We start from the raw sequence: 16151 nt of genomic DNA, 5'->3' as shown, positions 1-16151 counted from the left end.
CAAAAATGCTTGGCGGAGTAGGAAAGAAACAGCTGGCGGCTTCGGTCACTTCAGAGATGATGACAAAACAGCGACGTTACGAAGCCCTGGTGCGTGCCCTGCACGCCGATCTCTACCGCTATGCGTTTTGGCTCTGCCACAACCCCACCGTGGCAGACGATCTGGTGCAGGAAACCTTTCTGCGCGCCTGGAAATCCCTCGACAGCCTCAAAGATGAGGGGGCTGCCAAGGCGTGGCTCATCACCATCTTGCGACGGGAAAACGCCCGGCGGTTTGAACGTAAGCAGTTCGATCTCAGTGATCTCGATGAGGTGCAGGTGGCCGATCCCGCTCAGGGCGACCCGGAACAAACCATAGAGCAGCGCTGGCTGCGCCGGCAGATCGCGCAGCTGGAGCCGGAGTACCGCGAGCCTCTGCTGCTGCAGATCCTGTACGGCTTTTCCGGTGATGAGATCGCCACCGTCATGGAGCTCAATCGCAACACCGTGATGACCCGACTTTTCCGAGCCCGCAACCAACTGCGAGAAGCGATGCAGGATAATGCCAAGACTGGGGGGCAGAAGAATGGATGACCTTGAATTTCGCCGGCGTCTCTACGCCGATCCGAATAGACAAGATGAGGAACTGCGCCAAATCGCCGAAGGTGACCCGGCTCAAAACGCATTCTGGCAGGAGCTCAGGGCATTGGATCAACAACTCGCCTGCGCCATCAAGGTGCCGGTCCCTGCAGATCTGGCGGAGCGCCTGCTGCTGCAGCAGCAGCTAAAGGTGCACCGAAGCGCGCGAAGACAGCGCTGGCAACTAGGACTGGTCGCCTCCGTGGCGCTGCTGGCATTGGGTCTGTTCCTGGTGTCGGGACAGCGAAGTGCGGATCTCGGTGAGCACGCCCTGGCCCATATGGCCCATGAGCAGGACTTCGTGGCCCATATCGATGAGCAGATCACCCTGGACGCCCTGAATACCAAGCTGGCGGCCCTCGGCGGCACCCTGAGCGACATCCCCGGTGAGATCTACTACGCCAACTACTGCCATTTCGAGGGCGTACGCAGCCTGCACGTGGTGATGGGGTCGGATCAGGGCCGGGTAACGCTGTTTGTGATCCCGTCACAATCGCAGCTTACCCTCCCTCATCAGTTCGCCAACGACAGCTACCTCGGCCTGGGACTGGATAAGGGCCCGCTGCACCTGGCTCTGGTGGGGACCCGGGAGCAGCAGTTGCAACCCCTGGTCGAGCGTCTCAGGAGTGACCTAAAACTTCTGTAACCGCAATGGGAAGCGCAGACGTGTCCCTATGGGTGCGAGGGCGGCGTCAGTAACATGTCCAGGTGCATCACACCGCCATCGTCATAGGGCTCGGAGCATACCGCGAAGCCAAACTGGCTGTAGTATTCCACCAGGCCCTGCTGGGCGGAGATCTTGATACTGGCCGAGGGAGTTTGCTCCCATACTCTGAGGATCCCCGCCCGCACCAGCTTGGCGCCCAGATCCTGCCCCCGGAACTCCGAAGCCAGCACCACCCGGCCCAACTTGGTCACCTCCGCCCCAGGGATCAGCCTCAAGTAGCCCGCCAACCCCTCCGGGCAGTAAAGCAGCAGGTGCTGTGCATGCCGGTCCAGCCCATCCAGATCCGCATAGAGACTCTCCTGTTCCAGTTGGAAGACCCGCTCGCGCAATTGCAACAATGCATACAGATCTTCTACGCCCAGATCCTTAAACTCCTTCCAGATCATGTTTTCAATGGGTAACGTGACACTGCTCACGGACGTCGTCCTCTTATTGGATGTCAAAATTAGAACTCGAAAAGAGCCGTTACTATGATATCAACCGCCACCAGCATCACCTTTTTTGCCTACCTGATCTTTCTTCTGGTCATCGGGATCCTGGCTTACAAAAAAACCAACACCACCTCAGATTACATCCTCGGCGGACGGCAGATGGGCCCCGCCGTCACTGCATTGAGTGTCGGCGCCTCTGATATGTCCGGCTGGCTGTTACTGGGCCTGCCCGGTGCCATCTACCTGTCGGGCCTGAGCGAAGCCTGGATCGGCATCGGTCTGGTACTGGGGGCCTGGATCAACTGGCACCTGGTGGCCAAGCGCCTGAGGATCTACACCGAGTTCACCCGGGATTCCCTCACCCTGCCGGATTACCTGGAGACCCGCTTCGGCGACAGCGGCGTGTTAAGGCTGGTGGCGGCATCCACTATCCTACTCTTTTTCATCTTCTACACCTCCTCCGGCCTGGTGGGCGGCGCCATTTTGTTCGAGCAGGTCTTTAACCTGGATTACACCACCGCCCTGATGGTGGGATCCGCCATCATCGTCTCCTACACCTTTGTTGGCGGCTACTTTGCGGTCAGCTGGACCGACTTTTTCCAGGGGATCCTGATGTTGATCGCCCTGCTGCTGGTACCGGCCGTAGTGTTCCTGGGTAACGATGCCCCCGCCCAAACCCTGGAGCCGGGCATGCTGGATCTGCTGCCCGAGGAGCTCTCCGCGCTCGCGATCATCTCCCTGATGGCGTGGGGACTGGGCTACTTCGGTCAGCCCCATATCCTCGCCCGTTTCATGGCCATCGGTAAGGTCGAGGACCTGCCCCGCTCCCGGCGCATCGCCATGAGCTGGATGCTGATCTCCCTGCTCGGTGCCCTGGCCACCGGTCTGGCCGGGGTTATCCACTTCAACGGTGGTGCCCTGGACAATGCCGAAACCGTCTTTATCGAGCTTTCACGGGTGCTGTTCAATCCCTGGATCGCCGGCTTCCTGGTCGCCGCCATCCTCTCCGCCATCATGAGCACCATCGACTCCCAGCTGCTGGTGTGCTCCTCGGTGGTCACGGAAGACTTTTACAAGAAGTGGCTGCGACCCAACGCCGATGACCGGGAGAAGGTGATGGTCGGGCGGCTCACGGTGCTGGCCGTAGCGGTGATCGCCACCCTCATCGCCCTGGATCCCCAAACCAGCGTCCTGGGCCTGGTCTCCTACGCCTGGGCCGGCTTCGGCGCCGCCTTTGGTCCGGTGATCCTGCTCTCCCTCTATTGGCATGGCTTCAGCCGCACCGGCGCCATCGCCACCATTATTACCGGCGCCGCTACCGTGGTGATCTGGAAGCCCCTCTCCGGTGGCCTGTTCGATCTCTACGAGATCCTGCCGGGCTTCCTTATGGCCACGCTGGCCGGAGTGCTGTTCAGCCAACTGGCACCACCTAGCCACCAGATCCGGCAGCAACATGCCGAATTTGAGCGGATGCTCTAAACCCGAGCACAACAAAGGGCGCCTCTGGCGCCCCTTTTTTTAACATTCGCCCAAAGTGCCGAATACAGTTACCTCAAGAAAACGGGAATAAGCTCGCACTTTTAACGACGTTAACCGCAAAAAAGCATCTGGTCGGATATGTCACCCTACCCCGACTGCCTAGAATGCGTCCCCAATATTAAAACGATCCACTGCCGTTTAAGTGAGACCTCGATGAAAACGATGAACAAGACGCTGATCGCCACTGCCATGAGCTCGGCGGTCAGCCTGGTTGCCAGCCCGGCTTTCGCCGCTGGCTTCCAGCTGAACTCCCAATCCGCGACCATGCTCGGTCGCGCCGCTGCCGGTGATGCCATCATTGCCGACAACGCCGCCGTGCTGGCCCGCAACCCCGCCGCCATGGCGCTGTTTGATGAGAAAGCCTTCTCCGTAGGCCTGGCTTATGTGGCTCCGGAAGTCGAAGTCAGCAATGTGGAATTCAATGGAACCGAACTGGGCAGCATCGAGAATGCCGCTGAATCTTCACCGGTGCCGAACATCTACTACATCCAGCCGGTCGGCGACAAATGGGCCTTCGGCTTCGGCGCCTTCACCAACTTTGGTACCGGTACCGACACCGCTGAGCTGCTGAAAGATAATCCGGTATCGCCGGATCTGCTGGGCAAGACCGAGGTCAAGTCCATGACCCTGAACGCCAGCATGTCCTACCGCATCAACGACTACCTGAGCCTGGGTGCCGGTATTGATGTGGTGTACGGCATGGGTACCCTGACCCGAAATGGAAATATTGGTCCCGTTCCTTTTGAAGCGGTCAACGCCGATGCCAGTGGCATTGGCATCGGCGGGATTATCGGCCTGGCCTATGAGATCAACGACAACCATCGCCTGGGTTTCAGCTACCGCTTTAGCCCGGATATCGATGCCACCGGCGACATCTTCTACCTAAACCGAGAGCAGGACGAACTGCACGTACCGCTGGCCGATATCGCCCAGTTCGCCGGTTACCATAAACTGACCCAGAAATTTGCCCTGCACTACACCGCCCAGTGGACCAACTGGAGCAACTTTGAAGCAGTGGACTACACCGGCCTGGATGGCAGTTACAACCAATTGAAAGAGTACGCCTGGAAAGACTCCTGGTTCCTGAGCCTGGGTGGTACCTACGACATCAATGAAAAATGGACGGTTCGTGCCGGCTACGGCTTCGATCAGGGCGTTATCGATGAGGTCGAATCGGTTTCCATCCCGGATTCCGATCGTCAGTGGGTCTCCCTGGGTGCCAGCTACCGTCTGAGCCCGACCTCCTCGCTGGACATCGGTTACACCAAGGTGATTGGCGAAGAGGTGAACGTGGTCGAGAACTCCGTCCTTGGCGGTGTGCTCAACGCGACTACCGAAGCCGGCGCAAACTACGTTGGTATTCAGTACAGCCGCAGCTTCTGATCCCAGTTGACTGCATGAAAAAAGAGGCCGCAAGGCCTCTTTTTTTGTTTGCTCCTCAGGCAATCAAAGCGGGCAACTCGGCAAGCATCGGGCCCGCGTTGTCCGGGTAGAGGCGATACTCGCCGTGGTACTTCACCAAGGCGCGGTAGTCGCTGACTTTATGCAGCAGTAGCCCCTGCTGGTATGCCCTGGCAATTAATACCGATACCTCTCCCCGCGCGTACAGGGAGAGCGGCACCGCCAGTGTACCCTCCCCCTCGAAGGCCGAAGAGAGTGCATCCGCACAGACCACCAGCGAGCTTCGCCCCTCACTGTGGTGATGGCAGGGTCCCCTGACCGGGTAGGTGGTTTCCACCTGCCAATCCAACGTCACCATCTCCTCCAGCAGCGCCGCCAGCTGAGGCTTTTGCACCGGCGCCATGGCAGTGCCACCGTCGTCCACAGTCAGTAAAGCGCCGTACCAGGCCTGGATCTGCCGAAAAAGGGGGGTCAACTCGGCACCCTTGCCTCGGGAGCGGGATTGCTGCTGCCACGCCTTGAGCTGTTCCACGGTGGTACGGGAAAAACGATGCAGCTTTAGCGCCTGAGTGATCCAGCGACCCAGAAAGTGAGCCTCGCTCAACGGCGTCCGCGGCACCCGCCCGCTGGCCTGCGCCTCCGTCAGTTCAGACAGCGCCGTGGTCACGACCTGATAGATATCCCGGTTAAATGTGCTGGCCATGGTGCGACTCCCAAAATCAATACAACGCCGCCCATGGGCAACTCCTCATGGGCGGCGATATCTCATCATGGACAGGGGAGCGACTCAAGGGCCTGGGTGCGGCTGCAATCACTCAGCGCAGCACACCGTTGCGGCGCTGACGGTTGGCGTAACGCAGCAGGAACAGCGCTACCAGGAAGATCACCAGCGTGAAGGTGAGCGAAAAGGGGTCGCCCATCACCTGCAACCCATCCATCAGCAGGTAGTTGTGGATGGTGGTCAACACCATCGCCAGCAGGGAGATAAGCAGCACAGGCACCGCCAACGACTTGCGCAGCAACAGCAGCAGGGCCCCCAACAGGCCGCCCCAAACCGCCACCGCCCAACTGGCATCCACCCAGGCCGGGAAACCGGTGAAGAATGCCACCTGCTCAGGCGTGAAGGCGCTGAGGTATTCCGCATCGCCACTCTGGGTCAGGTAGTAATCCAACGCCCCCATGGCGTTCCAGGCGATCGCCAATATGGCCACCAACCAGAGGTGCCATGGGGCCGGTGGGTGCTCACGCAGTGCTGTCATAGCAAACTCCGGAAAAATTCTCGTAGAGTGCTGATTGTAGATGGTTAAATCTCGCTAAGCAGGGAGTCGACAAAAGAAGGGGCCACCTTAGAAAGGTGTGCTTGGCACGGCAAAATAGCCAACTCGAGAATGGGAGCGTCTTGGGTACGGCGTTCGAACAGAAGTATCAAACGGCGGCGGGCCTGAGAAAGGCCTGCGCTCTAGGCCTTCCAAGAGATGCTTACCCCAAAAAATATCCAGACAATGAGACTATGCTGTACGTGTTCACAAAGACAGATGCCTAATCCTATTTATTGGATGAAAAAGCCCGCCTAATGGCGGGCAGGTCTAGGTGCCAGAACTAGTTACAGATTAACTGCGGCTTGATTTGCAGCGTGCTGCTCTGGAGTCGTAACGACTTCGCCTTCCACGGTGATCTTGCTCTGCCCATAGCTATAAGGGATCCAGAAAAAGCTGGAGTGAACAGTGGCGTTCTTGAGAGCAAATCCCTTCTTACCTTAAATAGCACGGTCAATGGCCTCTTCGGCATTGGGGTTGCCTGTTGGGATAAAAGTGATGGTTACCCACAGCGTCCGCCGCAGCTTTCTTTGTGATCAAGATCCGGTCAGCGACAATGGCTCACCACGCCTCTAAAGTGAATCGAGCGTGGTGAGCTAGGGAAGAATGGATCAGGCCGCCGGAGCGGGGGACGCTACCGCAGTGAGCTGCGGCTCGCTTTTTAACTCGGGCTCACCCGCATCCGCATGGTACTCCTCCCCATCCCGGTAGGCCCGGCCGTAGTAGGAAGCCAGCAGCACCTGCTTGAGTTCCGAGATCAGGGGATAGCGGGGGTTGGCGCCGGTGCATTGGTCATCGAAGGCATCCACTGCCAGCTCCTCCAGCTTGGTCAGGAAGTCGGGCTCGGCGACGCCCGCCTCCCGGATGGAGAGGGGGATCCCAAGCTCGCGCTTGAGCCCCTCCAGCCAGCTGATCAACGCCTCCACCTTCTCATCGAGTCCCACACCAGGTTGGCATAGCCCAAGGTGATCGGCGATCTCCGCGTAGCGACAACGAGCCTGGGGCCGGTCGTACTGGGAGAACGCGGTCTGCTTGGTGGGCTTGTCGGTGGCATTAAACCGCACCACATTGCTGATCAACAGGGCATTAGCCAGACCGTGCGGCAAGCCAAACTCGGCCCCCAGCTTGTGGGCCATGGAGTGGCACACCCCAAGGAAACTGTTGGCGAAGGCGATGCCGGCGATGGTCGCGGCGTTGTGCACCTTCTCCCGGGCGATGGGGTCCTGGGCCAGTTGGGCGTAACTGGTGGGCAGGTAGGTCTTGAGCAGTTTCAGCGCCATCAGCGCCTGACCATCGGCGTACTCGTTCGCCAGCACCGACACATAGGCTTCCAGGGCGTGGGTCACGGCATCGTACCCGCCGTAAGCGGTCAACGACTTGGGCATGGTCATCACCAGGTCCGCATCGACAATTGCCATGTTCGGGGTCAGCTCGTAATCCGCCAGCGGGTACTTGGCACCGGTTTTATCGTCGGTTACCACCGCGAAGGGGGTCACCTCGGAACCTGTCCCTGAGGTAGTAGGGATGCAGACCAGCTCCGCTTTCTGGCCCATCTTGGGAAAGCGGTAGATCCGCTTGCGGATATCCATAAACCGCAGAGCCAGATCGGCAAAATCGGTATCGGGATGCTCATAGAGGACCCACATGATCTTGGCCGCATCCATCGGCGAGCCGCCACCGAACGCGAGGATCACATCCGGCTGAAAGCTGCGCATCGCCTCGGCACCGCGCTGAACCACCGACAGCGTTGGATCCGCCTCCACCTCGAAGAAGCTGTGCACCTCCATCCCCTGGGCCTTGAGCTGCTTCACCAACCCATCCGTGTGTCCCTGGTTGAAGAGGTAGCGATCCGTGACGATAAAGGCCCGCCGCTTATCGCGAAGATCCTCCAGCGCCACCGGCAGGGAGCCACGGCGGAAGTAGATCGACTTGGGCAGCTTGTGCCACAGCATGTTTTCCGCCCGCTTGGCGACCGTTTTCTTGTTGATCAAATGCTTTGGCCCCACGTTCTCGGAGATGGAGTTGCCACCCCAACTGCCGCAGCCGAGGGTAAGCGAGGGGACGACATTGAAGTTGTAGAGATCCCCAATCCCGCCGTGGGTGGTGGGGATGTTGATCAGGATCCGCGCGGTTTTCAGCTGCGCGCCGAAGTAGCGGATCCGCTCCCGTTGGGTGTCCTGGTTGGTGTAGAGGCCGGAGGTGTGCCCAATCCCCCCCAGCTCCACCATCTGCACCGCCATCGCCACCGCCTGCTCGAAATCAGCGGCGCGGAACATCCCCAGGGTGGGGGAGAGCTTCTCATGGGCGAAGGGCTCATTCAGGTCGATGGTCACCCCCTCCCCCACCAGCAGTTTGGTATCCGCCGGCACCTCGACTCCTGCGATGGCGGCGATGGTGGTGGCGGACTGACCGACGATGTCGGCGTTAAGCTGGCCATCGATCAGCAGGACCGCCCGTACCCTGTCTGCCTCTTCGGGACTGAGCAGGTGAGCGCCGGACTGGGCAAATCGCGCCTTAACCCGGTCGTAGACCTCATCCAGCACAATCACCGCCTGTTCCGAAGCGCACACCACCCCATGGTCGAAGGTCTTGGAGAGGATAATGGAGGCGACCGCCCGCTTGAGGTCGGCGGTCTCGTCGATCACCACGGGAACGTTGCCCGCCCCCACCCCGATGGCGGGCTTACCGGAGGAGTAGGCGGCTTTCACCATGCCCGGACCACCGGTGGCCAGGATCAGGCTGATATCATCATGGGTCATCAACGCATTGGAGAGCGCCACCGATGGCTCATCGATCCAACCGATGATCCCCGCGGGCGCACCGGCCGACACCGCGGCCTCCAGCACCAGCCGCGCCGCCACGTTGGTGGCGTTCCTGGCCCTGGGGTGGGGAGAGAAGATCACCCCGTTGCGGGTCTTAAGGGCGATGAGTGCCTTGAAGATCGCCGTTGAGGTGGGGTTGGTGGTGGGCACAATAGCGCAGATGAGGCCCACCGGCTCGGCGATGGTCATGGTCCCCATGGCGTCATCCTCCTCCAGCACGCCACAGGTCTTCTCCTCCTTGTACTTGTTGTAGATGAACTCGGAGGCAAAGTGGTTCTTGATCACCTTATCCTCCAGGATCCCCATGCCCGACTCCTCGACCGCCAGGCGCGCCAGGGGGATCCGGGCATTGTTGGCCGCCAGGGAGGCGGCTCGGAAGATGGCATCCACCTGCTCCTGGGTGAAGGTGGCGAACTGCGCCTGGGCGGCCTTAACCCGCGCCACCATGGCATCCAGGCTGGCCCTGTCATGAACTCGCATACGTGACTCCTAAAGATTGAAAATCGATGAGTCAGCCCCCGTGATGAGTGTTTTTAGCGGTATCGGCCACCAGCCTATCCATGAGTGAAAAAACACCTTTATTTCCGATGGATAATCTGTTGGACAGAGGCTGACTCAACGACTCTCTGGGCCGATTATAGGGAGGGGAGGAAGGGAAAAATTTGACCGGGGTCACTTGCTAAGAAAAAGCAGCAAAAAGGTAAATTTTGTCAGGGAAAAGGGGTTAAATGTGCGATCTTGATAGCGCTGTGCGGGCGCTATTGTTATGAACCTCGGTTCCTGAGCGTGAGCTCCGAGATCCTAAAACCAGGTTCTCGGTTCTCTGTGCTACATAGCTGATCCTAAATATGCTCCACTTTCCAGTAAGCCCAGAAGCCTTAGGCTTTGATCCGGCTCTTAGGAACTCGGGCCCAGATCCGAGTTCCCAAGAGCTTGGTGCTCGACTGCACCAGGTTGCCTTCGCAAAAGGCGGGGGGTACCACAATTCAGAACAGTTTTTTAGGAACCAGGAACTTGAGCCTTAGCTTTAGCCAGCAAAGGATGCACCAATAAAAATCCCGGTCAGCAGACTGACCGGGATGGGGGATTTGCAGGGCGGGGGGGTTAGCCGTGGTCGAAGTACCAGGCGGCCGCGCCCATCAGGGCGGTATCGCTTTTCAGAGCCAGGGAAACTGGCACCGGGTCCAGGTAGCCGGTCATCGCGCCCTTGTGGCCAAACGCCTGGGTGAAGTCACTGTGCTGCAGGAACTCCTTGATCCGAGGCAGGATCCCCCCACCGAGGAAGGCACCACCCAGCGCTCCCTGTGCCAATACCATGTCGGCGGTGACGCTACCCAGCCAGCGACAGAACTCCCTGAGTGTTTCCAGCGCCAGGGGATCATTGCCCTCCTGGGCAGCCGCGGTGATCTGCGCCGGGGTCTCCAGGTGCGGGTCCATCGACAGCAGGATCCCCATCGCCCGGTAGAGGTTCACCAGTCCATTACCACAGAGCACGGTTTCCACCGAGACATGGGCGAAGCGACGCCGCAAGATCTCAATTAGGGCGGCCTGCCGCTCATTGGTGGCCGCCAGGCTGATGTGTCCCCCTTCGCAGGCGATGGGCTGCCATTTGCCATCCGGGCGCGGACTCAAGGAAGCGACACCGAAGCCGGTGCCCGGTCCCAACACCACCATGGGGGCGCCCAGGGCGCCCTCACCGAGTTTAACGCTCTGCAGCTGCTCCGGCGGCAGCAGCGGGATGCTGTAGGCGTAGGCAACAAAGTCGTTGATCACCGACAGCTTGGGCAAGCCCAGGTTGCGCCCGAGATCGCGGATATTGGCTTGCCAGTTCAGATTGGTGAGGTTGACGCTCTCCACCCCAACCGGGCCGGCCACCGCCAGGCACGCCCCCTGGGGTTCAACGCCGTCGGGCAACTGCGCCATAAAGTGGCGAACCACCTGCTCCAGGGAAGCAAAATCGCGGCTGGGAAAGTGGGTGGCGTGCTCGATGAGCAGGTCAGCCCCCTCACGGCGGGCCAGGGCGAAGCGGGCGTTGGTGCCGCCGATGTCGGCGACGATGATCTGTGTGTGCTGTTCCATAGTGATCCAATCTTGAGTCGGATTGTACGCAGAGGTCCCTGCCCGCGCTCCTTGGCGGGCGCCCCGTCAAAGGGCCACTCATCTTACCGAACCTGGGAACAGATAAAAGGGGAATACGAATGCAAAAGCGGTGTCGCCACAATCACTTGCCCGGTGTTCTGCCATCAGGACAGATCCCGACCCGGATCTGAGGTAGGATCGTGGCACTCAGTTATCGCTTTCTCTTTAGGCAGTTATGCGGATCATCCACACCTCGGACTGGCACCTCGGACAACACTTCTACGGCAAAAGTCGCCTGGACGAACATCGCGCCTTCCTTGACTGGCTGCTCGAACAGATCCAGCACCACCAGGCCGATGCCCTGATCGTCGCCGGGGACCTGTTCGATACCGGCACGCCCCCCTCCTACGCCCGCAGCCTCTACAACGACTTCGTGGTTCGGTTGCACCAGACGGACTGCCAGCTCGTGTTGCTGGGGGGTAACCACGACTCCGTGGCGATGCTGGAGGAGTCCAAGGTGTTGCTCTCCTGCCTGGGCACCCACCTGGTTGCCCGGGCGGAAATGGATCCGGCCCAACAGGTGGTGGTGATCAAGGATCCCAAAGGCAAGCCCCTCGGCCTGGTCTGCGCCATCCCCTACCTGCGCCCGCGTGACCTGGCACACTCCGAGGCGGGCCACTCCGCCGAACAGAAGAAACAGGCGCTGCAGGCGCTCATCGGCGAACACTACCAGGGGGTCTACCGCCACGCCTGCCAGCTACGGGAGGAGTTGGCACAGCAAGGAGCAGGTCCACTGCCGATCGTCGCCACTGGCCACCTGACCTGCGTCGGTGCCAGCCAGAGTGAATCGGTACGGGATCTCTATATCGGCACTCTGGACGCCTTTCCCGCCAGCGCCTTCCCTCCGGTGGACTACCTGGCTTTGGGGCATATCCATCGCCCGCAGCGGATCGCCGGCAGCGACCACCTGCGCTACAGCGGCAGCCCCATCCCCCTGAGTTTCGATGAACTGGGCAAAGAGAAGGAGGTACTGCTGGTGGAGCTGGACCACACCGGCTTTGTCTCTGCGACCCCGCTGCCGGTGCCCACCACCCAGCCAATGGCAATGCTCAAGGGGGATCTGGCAAGCCTGGAGCAGCAACTGGCCCAATGGCCGGATAATTCCTCTCCAGCCGATGCACAAGCGGCACCGGGGCTGACCACTTGGCTGGATATTGAGGTAACCGACCAGGCCTATCTTAGCGACCTGCAAAACCGGATCCTGGCGCTCACCGAGGGCAAGGCGGTGGAGGTTCTGCTGGTGCGCCGCGCCCGAACCACCGAGGCACGGGCCCTGGAGGGGGAGGAGCGCGAGACCCTGACCGAGCTGACCGTGGAGGAGGTGTTCCATCGCCGCCTGGCGCTGGAGTCTCTGGACGAGGCCCAAAGCAATGCCCTTCGACAGCGATTTGCCGACACCCTGGCGCAACTGGACGAGTCCGAAGAGGCCCAAGCATGAAGATCCTCAGCCTGCGATTTAAGAACCTCAACTCCCTCAAGGGAGAGTGGAAGATCGACTTCACCCAGGAGCCCTTTGCCAGCAACGGCCTCTTCGCCATCACCGGCCCCACCGGGGCCGGCAAAACCACCCTGCTGGACGCCATCTGTCTGGCGCTCTACCACCAGACACCACGCCTGAGTGTCTCTCCCAGCCAGAACGAGCTGATGACTCGCCACTGCGCCGACTGCCTGGCGGAGGTCGAGTTCGATGTCAAAGGGGTGGGCTATCGCGCGTTCTGGAGCCAGCGTCGGGCCCGCAATGCCCCCGATGGCAAACTGCAGCCCCCGCTGGTGGAGTTGGCCCAGCTTGACGACGGCACCATCCTGGCGGACAAGGTCAAGGACAAGCTGGCGCTGATCGCCGAACTGACCGGGCTCGACTTCGGCCGCTTTACCAAATCGATGCTGCTCTCCCAGGGCCAGTTCGCCGCGTTTCTTAACGCCAGTGCCAACGAGCGGGCGGAGTTGCTGGAGGAGCTGACCGGTACCGAGATTTACGGTCGCATCTCCGCCCAGGTGTTTGACCAGGCCGCCGCCAGCAAAGCGGAGCTCGACACCCTGCGCGCCCGGGCGGACGCGGTCGAACTGCTAAGTCCGGAGACGCGCAGCGAACTGAACGATGCGCTGGCACAGCATAAGGCCCAACAAACCGAGCTTGAGACACAACTGTCGGCGCTGGACCAGCAACGCCAGTGGCTGCAAAAAGCCCAGGAGTTGACGCAGCGGCAGCAGGAGGCTGAGGTACAGCAGCAGGCGGTTGCCACCCGCTATGAAGCGCACAGGGAGGACCTGGATAAATTGGCGCAGGCGGAGCCGGCCCAGCCCCTTGCGCCCCTGCTCAACCAGCTGGATGAGGATCGCACCCAGCTGGCCTCCCTCAGCCAACAAGAGGAGCAGCTCAAGCAGCAACTGCAGAGTCAGCAACAGCGGCTGACAGAGTTGGAAGCGCAGCAACAGCGGGCAGCCTCGGAGCTGACGCAGCAGCGCCAGCGTCAGGCTCAGGAGGAGGCGCAGATCCTCAGTCACCTGATCCCACTGGACAACACCCTGGCGCAGTGCGAACAGCAGCGGGCCACCGTTCAGGGCGAGAAGCTGCGCCTGGATCAGCAGCGGCTCGAAGCCGAGCGGGAACACAACGAACTGCGACAGGCAGAGCAGGCGCGGCAGCAAACCATGGCAGAACGGGCACGCTTTTTAGAGCAGCACGGCTACGCCGAGGCGCTGGATCGCCAGCTGGCCCTGTGGCAGCAGTTTGCCGAACAGCAGCAAAGCGACAGCGAACAGCTGGCACAACTGGATAAGCGCCATCAGGAGCTCCAGGGCCAGCAACGCCCCCTTGGGGAGCAGCTGACCCAGTTTCAGGCAGAGTCCCAGCAACATGAACGGGCGCTGCAACAGGCCCAGGAGGCGCTGGCACATGCGCCGCCGCCCCAGGACGGATCCGACGAATGGGAGCCGCGACTGCAGCAGCTCCAGGCACAGGGGCCGCACTGGCAGGAGCTCAAAACCGCTGCCCGGTTCTGGCTCAACGCCCAACAACAGATTACCCCCCTGCTGGCCCGCCAGGGCACCCTTGAGAGGGCCATCGCTTCCCAGCAGCAGGAGCTGGAGCTGAAACGGGAACAGCTGCGGCAGCGCACCCCCCACCTCAAGGACTTGGAGGCACGCTACGCCCTCGAGCAGCAGATCCGCTCCCTGGACGCCCATCGGGCGACACTGCAACCGGACACCCCCTGCCCTCTCTGCGGTGCCACCGAACACCCACTGGTGACCGAGTACCAGCAACAGGATGACGCCAGCACCGCCGACCGACTGAGCCAGTTACGCCAGGAGGTGGAGCAGCTCAAGAGCGCCGGCATCGAGCAGAGCCAGGCGCTCAGGCTCGACCAACAAAACCTGCAACAGCTGCAGCAGCAGCTGGAGAGCCTCAGGGAGCAACAGCGTCAGCAGCAGGCAAGCTGGGCACCACATCGAGAGGCCCTGGGGCTGGCATTCACCATCGAGCAAACGGACGCGCTGGCCGAGGCTGAGCAGGGGTGGCAAAAGCAGCAACAACGGCTGTCGGAGCAGGTTCAGAAGCAGCGCGAAGCGATGCAGCGCCGTCACCAGCTGGAGCAGCAGTTGGCCAAACTGGCGCAACAGCACCAGCAGGCCCAGGCCAAGCTCAGCGGACTGGCCCAGCAGCAACAATACCTGGCACAGCAGATCGAGAGCGTTGCAGCCGAACGCCAGCAGTACCAGCAACGTCAGCAGCAGCGTACCGAGCGCTGGCAGCAGCAGGCGCAATCCCTTGGCCTGAGTCTGCCGGAAGCGGCGAAGCAACCCCAGTGGCTGTCGCGACTGACCGGCCAGGTGCAGGCCTGGCACAAGGCCCAGCGCGACCAGCAGCAGGATCACAACGCCAGCGCCCTGGCCCAGGAGAAGCTGGAGCAACTGCAGCGACGCAGCCAGGAGCTCGCCGGGCAGGCGACTGAACTGGAGCAGACCCAGGCTGACATCGAGCAGAGGGAGATGCACACCAGGAACGAACGCACCCTGGCCTTTGGCACCGACAGCGTCGAAAGCCTCAGGGCGGCGATCCAGCAACGAAGTGACAAACAGGAGTCCAAACTCAAACAGGCGGAGGCCGAGCTCCAAGCCCAGCAACAGGCGGTGGCCGCCCTCAAGGGACAGGCACAGAGCCTGGCACCGCAGAGGGAGGCCCTGGCGAGCCGGGTCGATCAACGCCATGATGCCCTCAGTCAGAAGGGATCCGCCGCCGGCTTTGCGGACATCGAGGCCCTGCGGGCCACCCTGCTCAGCGAAACCCAGTGGTCCGAATTGATCAGCCTGAAACAGGCACTGCAGCAGCAGGCCCATCAGGCCGATGTTTTGCTCAAGCAGGCACAGGCGCAACACAGGGCGCACTGGCAGCAGAGGCCGGAGGCGCAAAAAGCCCTCTCAGAGGGCGACGAGGCGCTAGCGCAGGCCAGCCAGGCACTGGAGCAGGAACGACGGGAGATAGAAGAACAGCGACAGCAGAGCCTCGGTGAGCAGGGGCAGCTTCGCGAACGGCTCGAGAGCGATCAGCAGCGTCGCGAGGCCCGATCCGAGTTGGTGGCCGAGGTGGAGCGGCAGCAGGCACGCCATGATGAGTGGGCGCAGCTCAACGGACTTATCGGCTCCCGCGACGGCGCCAAGTTCCGCCGCTTCGCCCAGGGATTGACCCTGGAGCACCTGGTGCACCTGGCCAACCGGCAACTGGCCCGACTGCATGGGCGCTACCAACTCAAGCGCAGCCAGCGGGATGCCCTGGCGTTGTCGGTGCTGGACACCTGGCAGGCGGATACCGTCCGGGACACCCGGACCCTCTCTGGTGGCGAGAGCTTCCTGGTCAGCCTGGCCCTGGCACTGGCCCTGTCGGACCTGGTCAGCCACAAGACCCGTATCGACTCGCTCTTTTTAGACGAGGGTTTCGGCACCCTGGATCCCGAAACCCTGGATACGGCGCTCGATGCCCTGGACCAGCTCAACGCCAGCGGCAAGATGATCGGGGTGATCAGCCATGTGGAAGCCCTCAAGGAGCGCATCCCGGTCCAGATCCAGGTGCAAAAACGGGCGGGTCTCGGCCACAGCCAGTTGGCCAGCGAGTTTGCCCTCACCAACACCGCAACGACGACCTCATGATCAGACTGGGAAGG

11 protein-coding genes are annotated in these 16151 nt (G+C 61.3%); 6 read left to right on the top strand and 5 right to left on the bottom strand.

Annotation, left to right across the window (positions count from 1 at the left end):
- Positions 1 to 5 precede the first annotated feature (5 nt).
- Together ABD997_RS09120 and ABD997_RS09115 are read left to right on the top strand one after the other, a co-directional pair.
- Positions 6 to 572, top strand: coding sequence for a sigma-70 family RNA polymerase sigma factor (locus ABD997_RS09120; RefSeq protein WP_345316704.1), 567 nt, complete (start codon positions 6 to 8; stop codon positions 570 to 572).
- A complete protein-coding gene (locus tag ABD997_RS09115; RefSeq protein WP_345316703.1) occupies positions 565 to 1263 on the top strand; it encodes a DUF3379 family protein in 699 nt (232 codons plus the stop codon). The genes ABD997_RS09120 and ABD997_RS09115 overlap by 8 nt, the downstream gene beginning before the upstream one ends.
- A gap of 26 nt (positions 1264 to 1289) precedes the next feature.
- Here the strand turns inward: ABD997_RS09115 and ABD997_RS09110 are convergent, their stop codons facing one another.
- Positions 1290 to 1760, bottom strand: a complete 471-nt coding sequence (locus tag ABD997_RS09110) for a GNAT family N-acetyltransferase (RefSeq protein ID WP_345316702.1) — start codon at positions 1758 to 1760, stop codon at positions 1290 to 1292.
- A 54-nt stretch (positions 1761 to 1814) separates the two neighbouring features.
- Between ABD997_RS09110 and putP the strand changes: the two genes are divergently transcribed.
- Both putP and ABD997_RS09100 read left to right on the top strand, forming a co-directional pair.
- Positions 1815 to 3254, top strand: coding sequence for a sodium/proline symporter PutP (putP, locus tag ABD997_RS09105; protein WP_345316701.1), 1440 nt, complete (start codon positions 1815 to 1817; stop codon positions 3252 to 3254).
- Between the two features lie 213 nt (positions 3255 to 3467).
- Positions 3468 to 4697, top strand: coding sequence for an OmpP1/FadL family transporter (locus ABD997_RS09100; protein ID WP_345316700.1), 1230 nt, complete (start codon positions 3468 to 3470; stop codon positions 4695 to 4697).
- A 55-nt stretch (positions 4698 to 4752) separates the two neighbouring features.
- Here the strand turns inward: ABD997_RS09100 and ABD997_RS09095 are convergent, their stop codons facing one another.
- From ABD997_RS09095 to glk, 4 genes are all read right to left on the bottom strand, one after another.
- Positions 4753 to 5418, bottom strand: coding sequence for a DUF2913 family protein (locus ABD997_RS09095; protein ID WP_345316699.1), 666 nt, complete (start codon positions 5416 to 5418; stop codon positions 4753 to 4755).
- Between the two features lie 112 nt (positions 5419 to 5530).
- Positions 5531 to 5974 (bottom strand): hypothetical protein, encoded by a 444-nt coding sequence (locus ABD997_RS09090; protein ID WP_345316698.1) that lies wholly within the window; start codon positions 5972 to 5974, stop codon positions 5531 to 5533.
- A 668-nt stretch (positions 5975 to 6642) separates the two neighbouring features.
- Positions 6643 to 9333 carry a bifunctional acetaldehyde-CoA/alcohol dehydrogenase gene (adhE, locus tag ABD997_RS09085; protein WP_345316697.1) on the bottom strand — a complete coding sequence of 897 codons (2691 nt, stop codon included), beginning with the start codon at positions 9331 to 9333 and terminating at the stop codon, positions 6643 to 6645.
- 624 nt (positions 9334 to 9957) lie between these two features.
- Positions 9958 to 10932, bottom strand: coding sequence for a glucokinase (glk, locus tag ABD997_RS09080; RefSeq protein ID WP_345316696.1), 975 nt, complete (start codon positions 10930 to 10932; stop codon positions 9958 to 9960).
- Between the two features lie 235 nt (positions 10933 to 11167).
- Between glk and sbcD the strand changes: the two genes are divergently transcribed.
- Positions 11168 to 12430 (top strand): exonuclease subunit SbcD, encoded by a 1263-nt coding sequence (sbcD, locus tag ABD997_RS09075; protein WP_345316695.1) that lies wholly within the window; start codon positions 11168 to 11170, stop codon positions 12428 to 12430.
- Positions 12427 to 16137 carry an SbcC/MukB-like Walker B domain-containing protein gene (locus tag ABD997_RS09070; protein ID WP_345316694.1) on the top strand — a complete coding sequence of 1237 codons (3711 nt, stop codon included), beginning with the start codon at positions 12427 to 12429 and terminating at the stop codon, positions 16135 to 16137. Before sbcD ends, ABD997_RS09070 begins: the two co-directional genes overlap by 4 nt.
- Positions 16138 to 16151 lie beyond the last annotated feature (14 nt).

The sequence above is a fragment of the Ferrimonas gelatinilytica genome, assembly GCF_039544205.1.
In the GTDB taxonomy this organism is placed as follows: domain Bacteria; phylum Pseudomonadota; class Gammaproteobacteria; order Enterobacterales; family Shewanellaceae; genus Ferrimonas; species Ferrimonas gelatinilytica.
The sequence above is the reverse complement of the archived record's forward strand: the minus strand, read 5'-3'. Positions and strand labels throughout refer to the sequence as shown.